Origin of the sequence: Methylobacterium sp. WL116 (assembly GCF_008039455.1) — a bacterium.
In the GTDB taxonomy this organism is placed as follows: Bacteria; Pseudomonadota; Alphaproteobacteria; order Rhizobiales; family Beijerinckiaceae; genus Methylobacterium.
Map to the genome: position 1 here is coordinate 1 of NZ_VRUV01000059.1, position 14,891 is coordinate 14,891.

General features: G+C 69.9%; 13 protein-coding genes. 8 read left to right on the forward strand and 5 right to left on the reverse strand.

The window, feature by feature from the left end; translation table 11 throughout:
• Nucleotides 1–1,249: ATP-binding protein (locus FV223_RS07530; protein ID WP_147726223.1), on the forward strand; the 1,249-nt coding region annotated here is incomplete at its 5' end.
• Here the strand turns inward: FV223_RS07530 and FV223_RS07535 are convergent.
• A complete protein-coding gene (locus FV223_RS07535; RefSeq protein WP_243937115.1) occupies nt 1,233–2,336 on the reverse strand; it encodes an OpgC domain-containing protein in 1,104 nt (367 codons plus the stop codon). The two genes, FV223_RS07530 and FV223_RS07535, sit on opposite strands and share 17 nt — an antisense overlap.
• A 390-nt stretch (nt 2,337–2,726) precedes the next feature.
• Between FV223_RS07535 and oxlT the strand changes: the two genes are divergently transcribed.
• The 3 genes from oxlT (at nt 2,727) to FV223_RS07550 (ending at nt 6,733) form a co-directional block, all read left to right on the forward strand.
• Nucleotides 2,727–4,013: an oxalate/formate MFS antiporter gene (gene oxlT / locus FV223_RS07540; protein ID WP_147726225.1), complete on the forward strand. Its 1,287-nt coding sequence runs from the start codon at nt 2,727–2,729 to the stop codon at nt 4,011–4,013.
• Between the two features lie 138 nt (nt 4,014–4,151).
• Entirely contained in the window at nt 4,152–5,915 is a 1,764-nt protein-coding gene (gene oxc / locus FV223_RS07545) for an oxalyl-CoA decarboxylase (protein WP_147726226.1), read from the forward strand.
• A 125-nt stretch (nt 5,916–6,040) separates the two neighbouring features.
• Nucleotides 6,041–6,733, forward strand: coding sequence for an esterase (locus FV223_RS07550; protein WP_147726227.1), 693 nt, complete (start codon nt 6,041–6,043; stop codon nt 6,731–6,733).
• Nucleotides 6,734–6,745: 12 nt separating this feature from the next.
• On the opposite strand, the gene FV223_RS07555 is transcribed toward FV223_RS07550, so the two are convergent.
• The 3 genes from FV223_RS07555 to FV223_RS07565 all read right to left on the reverse strand — a co-directional run bounded on the left by FV223_RS07555 (nt 6,746) and on the right by FV223_RS07565 (nt 10,104).
• A complete protein-coding gene (locus FV223_RS07555) occupies nt 6,746–7,936 on the reverse strand; it encodes an HPP family protein (protein WP_147726228.1) in 1,191 nt (396 codons plus the stop codon).
• Nucleotides 7,937–8,229: 293 nt separating this feature from the next.
• Entirely contained in the window at nt 8,230–9,480 is a 1,251-nt protein-coding gene (gene frc, locus FV223_RS07560; RefSeq protein WP_147726229.1) for a formyl-CoA transferase, read from the reverse strand.
• 204 nt (nt 9,481–9,684) lie between these two features.
• Nucleotides 9,685–10,104, reverse strand: coding sequence for a PAS domain S-box protein (locus tag FV223_RS07565; protein WP_147726230.1), 420 nt, complete (start codon nt 10,102–10,104; stop codon nt 9,685–9,687).
• Nucleotides 10,105–10,481: 377 nt separating this feature from the next.
• Between FV223_RS07565 and FV223_RS07570 the strand changes: the two genes are divergently transcribed.
• On the forward strand, nt 10,482–10,925 hold the full coding sequence (locus tag FV223_RS07570) for an OsmC family protein (protein WP_147726231.1): 444 nt from the start codon (nt 10,482–10,484) through the stop codon (nt 10,923–10,925).
• Between the two features lie 50 nt (nt 10,926–10,975).
• Nucleotides 10,976–11,350: a nuclear transport factor 2 family protein gene (locus FV223_RS07575; RefSeq protein WP_147726232.1), complete on the forward strand. Its 375-nt coding sequence runs from the start codon at nt 10,976–10,978 to the stop codon at nt 11,348–11,350.
• On the opposite strand, the gene FV223_RS07580 is transcribed toward FV223_RS07575, so the two are convergent.
• Nucleotides 11,338–12,348 carry an NAD-dependent epimerase gene (locus tag FV223_RS07580; protein ID WP_147726233.1) on the reverse strand — a complete coding sequence of 337 codons (1,011 nt, stop codon included), beginning with the start codon at nt 12,346–12,348 and terminating at the stop codon, nt 11,338–11,340. The genes FV223_RS07575 and FV223_RS07580 overlap by 13 nt on opposite strands.
• A gap of 353 nt (nt 12,349–12,701) precedes the next feature.
• Between FV223_RS07580 and FV223_RS07585 the strand changes: the two genes are divergently transcribed.
• A complete protein-coding gene (locus FV223_RS07585; protein ID WP_147726234.1) occupies nt 12,702–12,959 on the forward strand; it encodes a hypothetical protein in 258 nt (85 codons plus the stop codon).
• Nucleotides 12,960–13,581: 622 nt separating this feature from the next.
• A partial coding sequence (locus FV223_RS07590) for a cache domain-containing protein (RefSeq protein ID WP_147726235.1) occupies nt 13,582–14,891 on the forward strand: 1,310 nt, incomplete at its 3' end.

Genomic DNA, 14,891 nt, shown 5'->3' on the forward strand with positions numbered 1-14,891 from the left:
GCGCTGGATCGAGCTCAAGGGCCGGGCGGCGCGGGACGAGGCCGGCCGGGCGACCGGCCTCGCCGGAATCGTCGTCGACGTCACCGCCCGCCAGGACGCGGACGAACGCCTGTATCAGGCTCAGAAGATGGAGGCGATCGGCCAGCTCACCGGCGGCATCGCGCACGACTTCAACAACCTGCTGACCATCGTCATCGGCAACCTCGACATGATCGTCCGGCGCCCGGGCGACGCGCAGCGGGTGGAGCGCCTCGCCGGCTCGGCGATGACCGCGGCGCGGCGCGGTGCCGAGGTGACCGAGAAGCTGCTGTCCTTCTCGCGCCGGCAGGTGCTGCGGCCCGAGACGGTGAACCCGAACCGTCTGCTGAAGGATTTCCACACCCTGCTGCAGCGCGCCGTCGGCGAGACCATCGCCGTCGAATTCGACCTCGACCCCGCGCTCGATCCGGTGCGGCTTGACCCCGGTCAGTTCGAGAGCGCGATCCTCAACCTCGCGGTCAACGCCCGCGATGCGATGCCGTCCGGCGGCCGCCTTCTGATCCGGACCGAGAACCTGACCGTGACGGGCGAACCGGGTGCCGCGCCGCCGGAACTCGCGCCCGGGCACTACGTCCACGTCGCGGTCAGCGACACCGGCCTGGGCATGGAGGCCGGCACCGCTTCGCGCGCCTTCGAGCCGTTCTTCACCACGAAGGAAGTCGGCAAGGGCACCGGCCTCGGGCTGAGCCAGGTCTACGGGTTCGCGCGCCAGGGCGGCGGGCAGGTCGTGCTGCAAAGCGAGGTCGGCACGGGCACGACCGTGTCGATCTACCTGCCGCATTCGAAGGAGCAGCCCGCATCGGCCCGTCCCGAGGGCCCGATGCCGCTGCGCCGAGCGACCGACGGCGAGGTGATTCTCGTGGTCGAGGACGAGCCGGCGGTGCTCGACATGGCGGTCGAGAGCCTGAGCGAGCTCGGCTACCGCACCCTGACCGCGACCCGTGCCGCCGAAGCGCTCGCCCGCCTGCAGGGGCCGGAGCGGGTCGACATCCTGTTCTCCGACGTGGTGATGCCGGGCGGCATGAACGGGGTACAGCTCTCCGTCGCAGCGCGTCGCCTCCGGCCGGACCTGCGCGTGTTGCTCGCCTCCGGCTACACGGCGTCCGCGTTCGGCGAGGACGGCCTGCCGGCCGACCTGCCCCTGCTCAACAAGCCCTACGGCCGCGAGGATCTGGCCGACAAGCTGCGGGTGGTCATGGGGCGGCGCTGAGGCGCGCCCGGCGGTCGAGGAACCACGCCAGCGCGATCATCGCCGCGAGGCCGCCGAGGTTGACGCCCACCTGCAGCGGCCAGCTCGGCCCGAAGGTGCGGTAGCTGATCCGCCCGATCAGCGCCGCGAGGCAGCCCAGCGCGAACACTTCGAGCGAATGGCGCCCGCACCATTCGAGCGGCCGCAGGCGCGGGCTCGTCGCGAGGCGGTGGAGCACGGGAGAGCCGAACAGGAGGTAGATCAGCGCGAGGATGTGCAGGAGCCGCAGCGGCGAGACCCGGGCCTTGTCCGGCACCGCCATTTCGAACGGCCTCATATCGGGCAGGCCGAAGACGTCCCAGGGGACGGCCTGGAACAGCGAGACGGCGAGATAGGCCCAGCACGCCGCCGTGAGCCAGGCGCGGCGCGGCAGCAGTCCGTCGCCGGCCGCGACCATCACGGCGAGCGCCATCCCGATCGCGAACAGGAACTGCCAGGCGAACGGGTTGAAGTACCAGCCGTCGTCGGCCGCCGCGTTCGGCAGGTTGAGGGCCGGGTCGAGGTTGGCCAGCACCCAGACCAGGCCCGACAGGCTCAGCACCGCCCAGACGCTGCGGCGGATGCCGGCATAGTAGAGCGGAAACGCCGCCAGCAGCACGATGTAGAGCGGCAGGATGTCGAGGTAGTTCGGCAGGGCGTTGAGCAGGAGCCCGCGCCACAGGCCGGACCACAACCCCATCTGCAGCAGCGGCGCGACCCCGAAGCGCGGGACGAGGCCGGTCGCGTCCATCCAGGCGCGCACGATCAGCAGGGTGGCGAGCAGCAGGCCGGCCTGGAACACGTAGATGCGCAGGCACCGCATCGCGATCCGCTTCAGGGTCTCCGGCACGCCCGCCCGCCGGAACAGGCCGCCATAGGCCACCGTCGCCGAGTAGCCCGCAAACAGAACGAACAGCTCCGCGGCATCCGAGAAGCCGAGATTGTGCGGCGTGATCAGCGCCGGCGCGTTGTTCGGGATGTGGTCGATGAAGATGATCAGCAGGGCGAGGCCGCGCAGGACGTCGACGCGCGGGTCGCGCTTACGCGACGCAGGTGCGGGATCGGTCACGCGGGCAGTCGGAGGAGGGCGCAGGGCATCGGCATCTCGGAAGGCGTCGCCGCATGCTCTCGCACGCGGCGGGCCGGTCGAGCCAGCGCGCATCGCGGCGGCGCAGGCGCGATCCGATCACGATCGAACGACGGCCGGCCGGAGCGTCCGCGGGAGACGGCCGCAAAGCGGTCTTCGCGTGAGCCGACCGTGTACGGCCCCTACATCGCCAGGGCGCAATCGCGCCCGGCATTTCAACCGCCTTGCGCGGAGCGGCGTCGGGGCCGAATGACAGAAAGCGGCAGGATAATACGTTTCGCAGGCCTCTTCAGGTCTGGTATATTGCATACCTGCTGAATCGATGCATGATGCAGACACGCGAACAGAGAGTCGCAGGCGGAGGAGACCGGGATGGAACGTCAGGACGCCCCTGCGGCGAAATGGTGGCAGCTCGCCTTCGGCGTGCTCTGCATGGCGATGATCGCCAACCTTCAATACGGCTGGACGCTGTTCGTCGACCCGATCGACGCGGACCACCATTGGGGAAGGGCCTCGATCCAGCTCGCCTTCACCGTCTTCGTCGCCACCGAGACCTGGCTCGTGCCGGTCGAGGCCTGGTTCGTCGACAATTACGGCCCCAAGGTCGTCGTCGCCTTCGGCGGCGTGATGATCGCCCTGGCTTGGGTGATCAACGCCTACGCGGGATCGCTGCCGGTGCTGTATCTCGGCGCGGTGGTCGGCGGCATCGGCGCCGGGTCGGTCTACGGCACCTGCGTCGGCAACGCGCTGAAGTGGTTCCCGGATCGCCGGGGCTTGGCCGCCGGCGCCACCGCCGCCGGGTTCGGCGCGGGCGCCGCGATCACCGTCGTGCCGATCGCGAAGATGATCGCCTCGAGCGGCTACCAGAGCGCGTTCCTCACCTTCGGCCTGATCCAAGGCGCGGTGGTGGTGTTCCTCTCGATCTTCCTGCGCAAGCCGAGGCATGCCGGGCCGATCCAGCGCCGGCGCCACAACCTGCCGCAGAGCCAGGTCGACCGCACCCCAAGCGAGACCGTGCGCACCCCGGTGTTCTGGGTGATGTACGCGATGTTCGTGATGGTCGCGGCCGGCGGCCTGATGGCGGCGGCGCAGATCGCCCCGATCGCCCACGACTTCCACGTCGCCGACGTGCCGGTGAGCATGCTCGGCCTGACCATGGCGACGCTCACCCTGGCGATCTCGCTCGACCGGATCTTCGACGGGTTCGGCCGGCCGTTCTTCGGCTGGGTCTCCGACCAGATCGGACGCGAGAATACGATGTTCATCGCCTTCTCGACCGCCGCGGTCGCGGTGCTGCTGCTCCTGAGCTACGGCACCACCCCGGCGGTGTTCGTGCTGGCGACCGCCCTCTACTTCGGCGTGTTCGGCGAGATCTACTCGCTGTTCCCTGCCACCTGCGGCGACACGTTCGGCTCGAAGTTCGCCACCAGCAATGCCGGGCTGCTCTACACCGCGAAGGGCACCGCCTCGTTCCTGGTGCCGTTCGGCAGCCTGATCGCCGCGGCGTACGGCTGGTATGCGGTGTTCGGCATGATCGTCGCCCTCAACCTCGCCGCGGCGGCGCTGGCGATCTTCGTCCTGAAGCCGATGCGGAGCCGCTACCTCGCCCTCGACGCCACGCTGCCGGTGCCGAAGGCCGAGCCCGTCCGGATCGCCTGAGGCGGCGGGTCCGTCGCTTCAGGGCCCGCCTCCTTCGACGATCGCTCGATCGACCCGCGCGCGGCGCGGATTCTGCGACCAGCCATCCGGGGCCGAGGCCCCGGAGCGGCCCAACATTCATCCATTCGGGAGGCCGAGATGTCCGCACGCGCCCAAGTCATCGATATGCACACCGCCGACGTCAACATGGCCGAGGCCGACACGCAGCCGGCGCTGACCGACGGCTTCCACCTCGTCATCGACGCGCTCAAGCTCAACGGCATCACCACGATCTACGGGGTGCCCGGCATCCCGATCACCGATCTCGGGCGCCTCGCCCAGGCCGAGGGCATCCGGGTGATCTCGTTCCGGCACGAGCAGCATGCCGGCAACGCGGCCGCGATCGCCGGCTTCCTGACGAAGAAGCCGGGCATCTGCCTCACGGTCTCGGCGCCGGGCTTCCTCAACGGCCTGACGGCGCTCGCCAACGCCACCACCAATTGCTTCCCGATGATCCTGATCTCGGGCTCCTCCGAGCGCGAGATCGTCGACCTGCAGCAGGGCGACTACGAGGAGATGGACCAGCTCGCCATCGCCAAGCCCCTGTGCAAGGCCGCCTTCCGCGTGCTGCACGCCGCCGACATCGGCATCGGCGTCGCGCGCGCGATCCGCGCCGCCTGCTCGGGCAGGCCCGGCGGCGTCTACCTCGACCTGCCGGCCAAGCTGTTCGCGCAGGTGATGGACGCGGAAGCCGGCGTGAAGTCGCTGGTGCAGGTGATCGACCCGGCTCCCGCCCAGATCCCGGCGCCGGAGGCGATCGCGCGCGCGCTCGCGGTGCTGAAAGGCGCCGATCGCCCCCTGATCATTCTGGGCAAGGGCGCCGCCTACGCGCAGGCCGACGCGGCGATCCGCGAGCTCGTCGAGAGCAGCGGCATTCCCTACGTGCCGATGAGCATGGCCAAGGGCCTCCTGCCCGACACCCATCCCCAGTCGGCCGGCGCGGCGCGCTCGACGGTGCTGAAGGAGGCCGACGTGGTGCTCCTGATCGGCGCCCGCCTGAACTGGCTGCTCTCGCACGGCAAGGGCAAGACCTGGGGCGCGCCGGGCTCGAAGAAGTTCATCCAGATCGACATCGAGCCGCGCGAGATGGACTCGAACGTCGAGATCGTGGCGCCGGTGGTCGGCGACATCGGCTCCTGCGTCGCGGCGCTGCTCGACGGGATGAAGGGCGGCTGGCCGGCGCCGCCCGCCGCCTGGACCGACACGATCAAGGCGAAGAAGGACGCCAACATCGCCAAGATGGGCCAGCGCCTCCTGAAGAACTCCACGCCGATGGACTTCCACGGCGCGCTCGGCGTGCTGCGCACCATCATCAGGGAGCGGCCGGACGCGATCCTCGTCAACGAGGGCGCCAACACCCTCGACCTCGCCCGCGGCGTCATCGACATGTACCAGCCGCGCAAGCGCCTCGACGTCGGCACCTGGGGCATCATGGGCATCGGCATGGGCTTCGCCGTGGCGGCGGCTGTCGAGACCGGCAAGCCGGTGCTCGCGGTCGAGGGCGACTCGGCCTTCGGCTTCTCGGGCATGGAGGTCGAGACGATCTGCCGTTACGAGCTGCCGGTCTGCATCGTGGTGTTCAACAACAACGGCATCTACCGCGGCACCGACGTGAACCCCTCGGGCGCCGCCGACGTGGCGCCGACCGTGTTCGTGAAGGACGCGCGCTACGACAAGATGATGGAGGCCTTCGGCGGCGTCGGGGTCCACGTCACGACGCCGGACGCGCTGCGCGAGGCGGTCAACACGGCGATGGATTCGGGGCGGCCGACCCTGGTCAACGCGGTCATCGACCCCGCCGCCGGCACGGAGAGCGGCAACATCGGCAGCCTCAACCCGCAGAGCACCGTGAAGCGGAAGTAAGGCGAACAGATCGGGGCTCGTAACCCGTCGATCGACGCCGAGCCCGTCATTCCGGGCTCGGCTTCGCACCCCGGAAATGACGGGCTCGGCGTCAACGGCCTTCCAGGTTCTTCGGCGAGAACACGATGATCGACCCTCGCCTCATCGGCCGGATCGCCTTCGCGCACCGGCTGCCGACGCGGCCGCCGCTGGCGCCGGGGCGGCACGCGCTCGAGCTGTTTGCGCAGCGGGACGCGATCCTGCGGGTGCCGCGTGGCATCGACCCGCGCAGGCCGACGCCGCTCGTGGTGCTGTTCCACGGCGGCGGAGGCAGCGCGGAGAAGATTCTGCCGATGCTGGAGGCGCATGCGGAGACGCGCCGCTTCCTGCTGCTGGCGCCGCAATCGCTGTTCCCGACCTGGGACCTGGTCATCGCCGGCCACGGGCCCGACCGCGAGCGCCTCGAAGCCGCGCTCGCCGAGGTCGGTTCGCGGTTCCTGCTCGATCCGGCGCGGCTGGCCTTCGCGGGGCATTCGGACGGCGGCAGCTACGCCCTCTCATCGGGCCTGACCAACGGCGACGTCGTCACCCACGTCATCGCCTCGTCCGCCGGCTTCCTCAGCGTGCAGGTCCAGGCCGGCGCGCCGCGAATCTTCGTCTCGCACGGCACCCGGGACGCCCAGATCGCGGTCGCCCATGGCGGCCGCAGCCACGCCGCCCAGCTGGAGCGGGCCGGCTACGACGTCACCTACGTTGAGTACGACGGCCCCCACGCCTACGATCCGGCCGTGGTCGCGCAGGCGGTGGCGTTCTTCCTCGGCGAGCCGAGCCCGCCCTGACGTCGCGGCGGATCAGGCCGGCGCGACGGCGAGTTCGCGAGGCGCCGGCGCGTCGGCCCTCGGCCGTTCCGCGTCGGTGAGCAGCGCCGCCACGAGGTCGCCCTGCGAGACGATCCCGACGAGGCGGTCGTCCGGCCCGACCACCGGCAGGTGATGCAGGCCGAGGCCCGACATCTGCAGAACCACCTCGCCGATCGGGCTTTCCGGCCGCAGGGTGACGACCGGGCTGGTCATGATGTCCTCGACGCATCCGTGGGGGGCACGCCCGCGCGATGCGGTCAGGCGCAGGCGGCGTCCGAGCCCGAGTCGCGGGCCGCGCCGGTCCCAGGCCGCCTTGTCGAGGAGGTCGGTCTGCGTGACGATGCCGACCACGCGGGCGCTCTCGTCGGTGACGGGCAGGACCTTGATGTGGTGGCGTCGGAGCAGGGCGAGGGCGTCCATCAGCGGGGCGCCGGGCGCGATGGCGACGACGTCGCGGGTCATGATCGCGGCGCAGTCGGTCTGCCCCGAGCGCCGGCGGTAGGAGCGGATCTGCGCCTGGCGCAGGATCGCCTCGAGGTCGCTCCGGCCGACGTCGAGGAGCTGGTCGAAGTCCTCGAGCGCAGCGTCGAGGTCGGCGGAGGTGAAGCCGAGCGGTGCGGTGGCGGGCTCGGCGCCGATCCGGCCGGGCGAGGCGGCAACCGCGTGATGCGGATAGGGCCGGCCCGTCAGGTTGTTGAACAGCAGCGCCGAGGCCAGCAGCAGCAGCGAGTTCGCGCCGACCGGCCAGAGCACGAAGCCGTAGCCGAGGTCGTGGATCGCCGGGCCGCCGAGGACCGCGGTGAGCGCGACCGCGCCGCTCGGCGGGTGGACGCAGCGCAGCGCCATCATCAGGCCGACAGTGCCGGCGATGGCCAGCGCCGCCGCGGAGACCGGATCGGGCACGAAGGTCGCGACGCTCACGCCGACCAGGGCCGCGACGAGGTTTCCCCCGATGATCGACCACGGCTGCGCCAGAGGGCTCGCGGGCACGGCGAAGAGGAGCACCGCCGAGGCGCCCATCGGCGCGATCAGGACGGGCAGGGCGGTGGTCGGTCCCAGCGCCCAGGCCCCGATGACCCCGGTGACGAGGATGCCGAGCATCGCGCCGAGGGCCGACCGGATGCGCTCGCGGACGCTGAGCGGCGTCGCGGCCGGAACGAACCGGCGCCACAGGGCCTGCATGGATCCGAGCCTTTGCATGTTTCAGCGCCGCGCCACGCCTACACCCACCGAGGCCGTCGTCTTCGCACGGCCGACGGGACGAGGCACGGGTCCCTTCTCCCATGGGGAGAAGGACAGGATGAGGGGCGTGAGCTTTCCGGAGAGGTCACGCCCCTCACCCCAACCCTCTCCCCTTGGCAGAGGGGGCCGTCTGGTGCTTCGCGCGACCCATCCAGTCGTTCTCACGCGAAAACGGCGGAAGCCGCCCCCGCGTCCTGTGGGACCGGAAGCGGCTTCGCAGAGCGTCGGACTGCTCAGACCGCGCGGGCCTGATGCAGCTCCTCGATCTGCTGCTGGGTGTAGCCGAGGTCGACCAGCACCTCGTCGGTGTGCTCGCCGAGCAGCGGCGAGGACTTGATCTCGACCGTCATGTCCGAGAACTTGATCGGGCTTCCGACCGTCAGGTACGAGCCGAGATGCGGATGCGGCACCTCGACGACCGTGCCGCTGGCGCGCAAGGACGGATCGACCGAAATCTCCTTCATCGACATCACCGGGGCGCAGGGGATGTCGAACTTGCGCAGGATGTCGACCGCCTCGAACTTGGTCTTGTCGGCAAGCCACTCCTCGATCGTGCCGAAGATGTCCATGATCTTGTCCTGGCGGGCGGATGCGGTCTTGTAGGCCGGATCGTCGATCCACTCCTCCTTGCCGATCGCCCGGCAGATCGGGGCCCAGGCATGGCCCTGGATCGTGAAGTAGATGTAGGCGTTCGGGTCGGTCTCCCAGCCCTTGCACTTGAGCACCCATCCGGGCTGGCCGCCGCCGCCGGCATTGCCGCCGCGCGGCACCACGTCCGAGAACGTGCCGTGCGGGTACTGCGGGTACTCCTCGAGGTAGCCGAGCGCATCGAGGCGCTGCTGGTCGCGCAGCTTCACGCGGCAGAGGTTCAGCACCGAATCCTGCATCGACACGGCGACCTTCTGGCCCTTGCCGGTCTTGTTCTTCTGATGGAGCGCGGTGAGGATTCCGATGGCGAGGTGCATGCCGGTGTTGGAATCGCCGAGCGCGGCCGCGCTGACCGTCGGCGGCCCGTCCCAGAACCCAGTGGTCGAGGCGGCGCCGCCGGCGCACTGGGCGACGTTCTCGTAGACCTTGAGGTCCTCGTAGTGGTGGCCGTCGGAGAAGCCCTTCACCGAGGCGACGATCATGCCCGGGTTGAGCTCGTTGATCCGCGGCCAGGAGAAGCCCATCCGGTCGAGGGCGCCGGGGCCGAAATTCTCGACGAGCACGTCGGATTCGGCGATCAGCTTCTCCAGCACCTGCTTGCCCTCGGGCGTCTTGGTGTCGAGGGTCAGCGAACGCTTGTTCGAGTTCAGCATCGTGAAGTAGAGCGCATCCGCGCCCTCGACATGGCGCAGCTGGTTGCGGGTGACGTCGCCGGAGCCGGGGCGCTCGACCTTGATCACGTCGGCGCCGAACCAGGCCAGCAGCTGCGTGCAGGCCGGCCCAGCCTGGACGTGGGTGAAGTCGATGATCTTGATCCCCTCGAGTGGCTTGCTCATCGTCGGCTTTTCCTCTCTTGCGTGGATGGGTGGCGACGCCGACCCTCGATCGGTGCCGCGTTCGGCGAGCGGAGACCGGGCTCTTCTGCGGAGCCTCGATCCGCGGTCACGTTGCTTTCGGCCGGATGCCGTCTTGCTTGCGAAATCCGGCCTTGATCTCGAGGACGTCGGCTGTTCCCGGCGGCGGACCGCCGAACGCCGTCGTCAGGCTTGCAGCTCGGCGAGGCGGCGCCGCATCGCGCGCTCCGCGTTCCAGCGTTCCGTCTCGTCGCGGATCACGGCGGTGATGCCGGTGACGTTCTCGTCAGCGTCGAACAGCATGCTGACCGTGAAGGCGATCGACAGGGCGCGGCCGTCCTTGTGCAGGGCCGGCACCCGCAGCACCTCGGCGCCGTAGCGGGTGACGCCGGTGCGCATGGTCTTGCGGTAGCCCTCCCAGTGCCGGTGCCGGTGGCGATCGGGGGTGATCAGGTCGAGCGATCGCCCGAGCGCCTCCTCCGGCGTGAACCCGAAGATGCGCTCGGCGGCAGCGTTCCACACCACGATCGCCCCCTCCGGATCCGAGACCACGATCGCGTCGCCGGCATTCGAGACCAGTTGTTCGAAGTCGATCGCCTCAGACATGAAGGACGCTCATCAATCCTGGACCCGTCGTCCACCGCCGATCGTCGATCCGCGAGGGTCGTCGTCGGTCGCGCGGGCCGCGGAGCACGCGACGACGCGGACCCTGATCGGGATCGAGGTCAGCGGTCGGGAATTCGGCCGGGCATGGAAGCTCTCCCTGCGGCGGAGCCGGGCCACGCTCGCAATCGCCGAGACGATCCGTCGAGGGCTCGATTCCTTATTTGGTATTTGGTATGCCAGAGCAGAAATCGCGTCAAGGCACGCGATGCCCGCGCCGCCTCGCTTCGGTTTCAAATCGCGGATCTGTCAGCCGACCGGGCTCGAACCACGGAACGCCGGTGCCGATCGCAACATTCGGCAGCACAGGGAGCAATGCGATGACGCCGGCGCCGAGCATCACGATCAGCCAGGTCGGCGATTACGTCTTCACGGTGGATTTCGGCAAAGCATTGCCGGCCTTGCGCGTGGATGAGGCGGAGCCGATCGGCGGCGGGACCGGCCCCCATCCGGAACAGCTGCTGATCGCCGGCGTGGCGAACTGCCTGTGCGCCAGCCTGGTCTTCGCGCTGGGGAAGTTCCGCCAGGACGGCAAGGGCGTGTCCGCGGAAGCCACCTGCCGGATCGCGCGCAACGAGGCCGACCGCCTTCGGATCGTCGGCGTCGACGTGCGGATCGCGCTCGGCGCCGCAGCCGCCGACATGCCGCGGATCCACCGGGTGCTCGACCAGTTCCAGCGGTTCTGCACGGTGTCGGAGAGCGTGAAGCTCGGCATTCCCATCGCCGTCTCGGTGCACGACGGCACCGGCACGGCGTTGACCTGACGGCGGCCCCGCGAAGCGGGAGCGCGGCGCCCACCACGAGAGGAGATGCGATGTCGGACATGCACAGGGCGGGCGCCGAGGCGCCGGAGGCGTTGGCCCGCCTGTTCAACCAGCGCGCCAATGCCGGCGACGTCGAGGGGCTCGTCGCACTCTACGAGCCCGATGCGGTGCTCGCCGCGGGCCGCATCGTCGCCACCGGGCACGCGGAGATCCGCGCCTTCTACGCCGACCTGCTGTCCCGGCGCTCGGACTTCCCGGCCGCGGACGTGCTGCCGCCGCTGCGCAACGGGCCGATCGCGATGACGTTCGCGCGGCTGCCCAACGGCACGATCTCCGCGGAGACCGCGCGCGAGCAGGCGGACGGGACGTGGCGCTGGGTGATCGACCAGCTGAAGATCAAGCCGTCCGAAGGTCAGGCCCGGTAATACGCGCGATACCACCGCACGAACCGCTCGACGCCGGCCTCGATCGGGGTCGACGGCGCGAAGCCGACGGCGGCGGAGAGGTCGTCCACGTCGGCGAAGGTCGCCGGCACGTCGCCGGCCTGCATCGGCAGCATCCGCCGGACCGCCTTCACGCCGAGGCAGCCTTCCAGCACGTCGATCAGGTGGAGCAGCTGCACCGGCTGGTTGTTGCCAATATTGTAGAGCCGGTAGGGCGCGGCGCTCGTGCCCGGGTCGGGGCGTGCACCGTCCCAGCCCGGGTTCGGCGCGGCGATGCGCTCGCCGATCCGCACCACCCCGTCGACCACGTCGTCGACGTAGGTGAAGTCGCGCTGCATCAGCCCGTTGTTGAACACCGAGATCGGCTCGCCTGCGAGGATCGCCCGGGTGAACAGGAACAACGCCATGTCGGGCCGGTACCAGGGGCCGTAGACCGTGAAGAAGCGCAGGCCCGTGGTCGGCAGACCGTAGAGGTGGCTGTAGGAATGGGCGAACAGCTCGTTCGCCTTCTTGGTCGCCGCGTACAGGCTGACCGGGTGGTCGACGTTGTCGTGGATCGAGAACGGCATCTTGGTGAGCGCGCCGTAGACCGAGCTCGACGAGGCGTAGACGAGGTGCGCGCAGCCGTGATGGCGGCAACCTTCGAGGATGTTCAGGAATCCGTCGACGTTGCTGCGCGCGTAGGCGCGCGGGTTCTCGAGCGAGTAGCGCACGCCCGCCTGCGCCGCGAGGTGGACCACGAGCCGAAAGCGGTGCTCGGCGAACAGCGCATCGACGGCATCGGCCTCGGCGATGTCGAGCTTCAGGAAGCGGAAGTTCGGATGGGCCTCGAGCCGTGCGAGCCGCGCCTGTTTCAGGCCGACGTCGTAATAGGCGTTGAGGTTGTCGATGCCGATCACCGGCCGGCCGGCCGCGAGGTAGCGCTCGGCGACGTGGTACCCGATGAACCCGGCCGCCCCGGTGATCAGTACAGGATCCATGAGCGTCCCCCTTCGTGCGGCCGCATCCGCGGTCCGAAGCTGCGCCTCCCTAGACCATTTCCAGCGCTTGGTGGATGCCGTCGCGGAACGGGATCGATGTCGCGTCCGACACGGGGAACCGCGCCGGCGGCGGCCTGCGCGGAGCGCGTCCGCACGGGGGTGGAATACCGAGTTCGATCATCAACCGTGAGTAGAGCGAGCCGATCGGATCGTCGCGCCCGCGGAATCGCTTCCCGGCGGAGGAACCCCGACGCGACGGCGACGGTTCACCAGCGTACGCCGACGCCGAATCGGGCAGCGGCGCCGTTCGAGGCGGAGGCTCCGCCTCCGCAGACGACCCAAGGACTTCCCCAATGAAGAAACTGTTCCTGATCGCCGCGTCGCTGACGCTCATGTCCGCGACCGCCTTCGCCCAGGGGAACTCCCCCTACAACTCGTCCGGCTCCCAGGCCGGCGGCCCGCGCGGCGGCATGGAGCGTGCGATGGGTGCGCCGGGCGGCACGCCGGAGATGGGCTCGTCGATGCGCCCCGGCATGCGCCCGATGGCCCGTCCGATGATGCGCCACCAGCGCCGCCACCGCATGATGCATCACCGTCGCCACCGCATGTGATCGGTTCGACGTTCGCGTGAAAGGCCGCCCGAGAGGGCGGCCTTTTTCGTTTCCGGGATCGCTTTCCGGCCGGCATCGACCGGAGGTCGGCCGAAAAAGTCACGGGGCGGCGAGCGCCGGGCGCTGGTCGGCGCAGATGCCCCCAGCCCTTGTGTAACCCCATCGCCTGGTGCGCCTCCCGGTCGGCCGCGCTTCGGTGCCCGGCAACGGCCGCGCAGAGGCAGCTACCCTTGGCCGCGAAGGTGACGATCAGCGTCGTGAACGGCTTGTCAGGGGGCGCCCATGCCGCGGTCTAGGCGTCGGTCACGACGCGGCGGGCATTCTCCGCGACGTCGCGGTGGACGCCGCGATCGGGAAAGGCGTCGCCCTGCAGGCCCTGCATCTGACGACGCCGGTGTCGCCCGATCCGGCGTCGAATTCCACCGACGCGTGGTGTCGGGCAGAGGCGCGATCGGTCCCCATCCCCGATCGCCGGCCGGCTTTCGAACGCGCATGCACGGAACCGGGCTTCGCTTTCGCGACGCCGCGGAGTCGCGCATCCTAGGTTCGAATTCACCTCCCCTTAACCGGATGCGGACATCACTCCTACGGATAGGGATCCGTCTTCGTGCCGCGGTGAATCATGAGCTTGTCGATCGGTACGAAGATCCACGCGATCACGGTGATCTGCGTGCTGGGGCTGATCAGCCTCATCGCCCTCTCGGTCATCGAACTCCGCGACGAGGTGACGAACAGCCGGGCGGTCAAGACGCAGCAGCTGGTCGAGGTCGCCGCCGGCGTGCTCGAGCATTTCGAGGGGGAGGCGCGGTCCGGCCGGATGACCGAAGCGGCCGCCAGGCGGTCGGCGCTCGAGGGCGTACGGAACCTGCGATACGGCGCGAACGAATACTTCTACATCATCGACGACCAGGTGCGGATGGTGATGCATCCGATCAAGCCGGCTCTCGACGGCACGGATCTCGCCGCGCTGAAGGATCCGGTGGGCAAGGCCCTGTTCGTCGAGATGGCCGACGTGGCACGGAGACGGGGGGCCGGCTTCGTGTCCTACATGTGGCCGAAACCCGGGGCCGAGCAGCCCGTCGACAAGATCTCGTTCGTGAAGCGCTTCGAGCCGTGGGGCTGGATCATCGGCTCGGGCGTCTACGCCGACGACACGCTGGCCCACCTCAAGGCCCTCGTGATCGAGCTGTCGCTCGGCCTCGGCGGCATCGCGCTGCTGGTCGGCAGCGCCGCCTTCCTCATCGGGCGGCAGGTCACCCGCCCGATCTACGGGCTCACCGACACGATGAGCCGGCTCGCCCGCGGCGCGACCGCCGTGGACATTCCGGGGATCGCGCGCCGCGACGAGATCGGCGAGATGGCCCGGGCGGTCGACGTCTTCCGCCAGAACGGGATCGAGCGCCTCGCCCTGGAAGCCCAAAAGGTCGCGGAGCAATCCGCCCGGCAGCGCCGGGCCGACCGGGTCGACCAGCTCGTGGTCGATTTCGACCGGACGATCGCGGGCGCGATCGGCATCGTCACCTCGGCCGCGACCGAGCTCGACGCGACCGCCCGCTCGATGACCCAGGTGGCCGACGCCACCAGCAACCAGGCCCTGGCATCCAGTGCGGCGGCGGAGGAGACCTCGGCGAACGTCCAGACGGTCGCCGCCGCCGCCGAGGAGATGGTCGCCTCGCTTCGGGAGATCGAGCGCCAGGTGCAGGAATCGAACGCGGTCGCCGCCACCGCATCCCGCGAGGCGCGCGCCACCGACGCCGCGATGGCGACGCTGTCGGAGGCGGCGGAACGGATCGGCGAGGCCGTGGCCACCATCACCGCGATCGCCGGGCAGACCAACCTGCTGGCCTTGAACGCCACGATCGAGGCGGCGCGGGCCGGGGAGGCGGGCCGCGGCTTCGCGGTGATGGTGGCCACGGCCTCGCCGATCCGTTC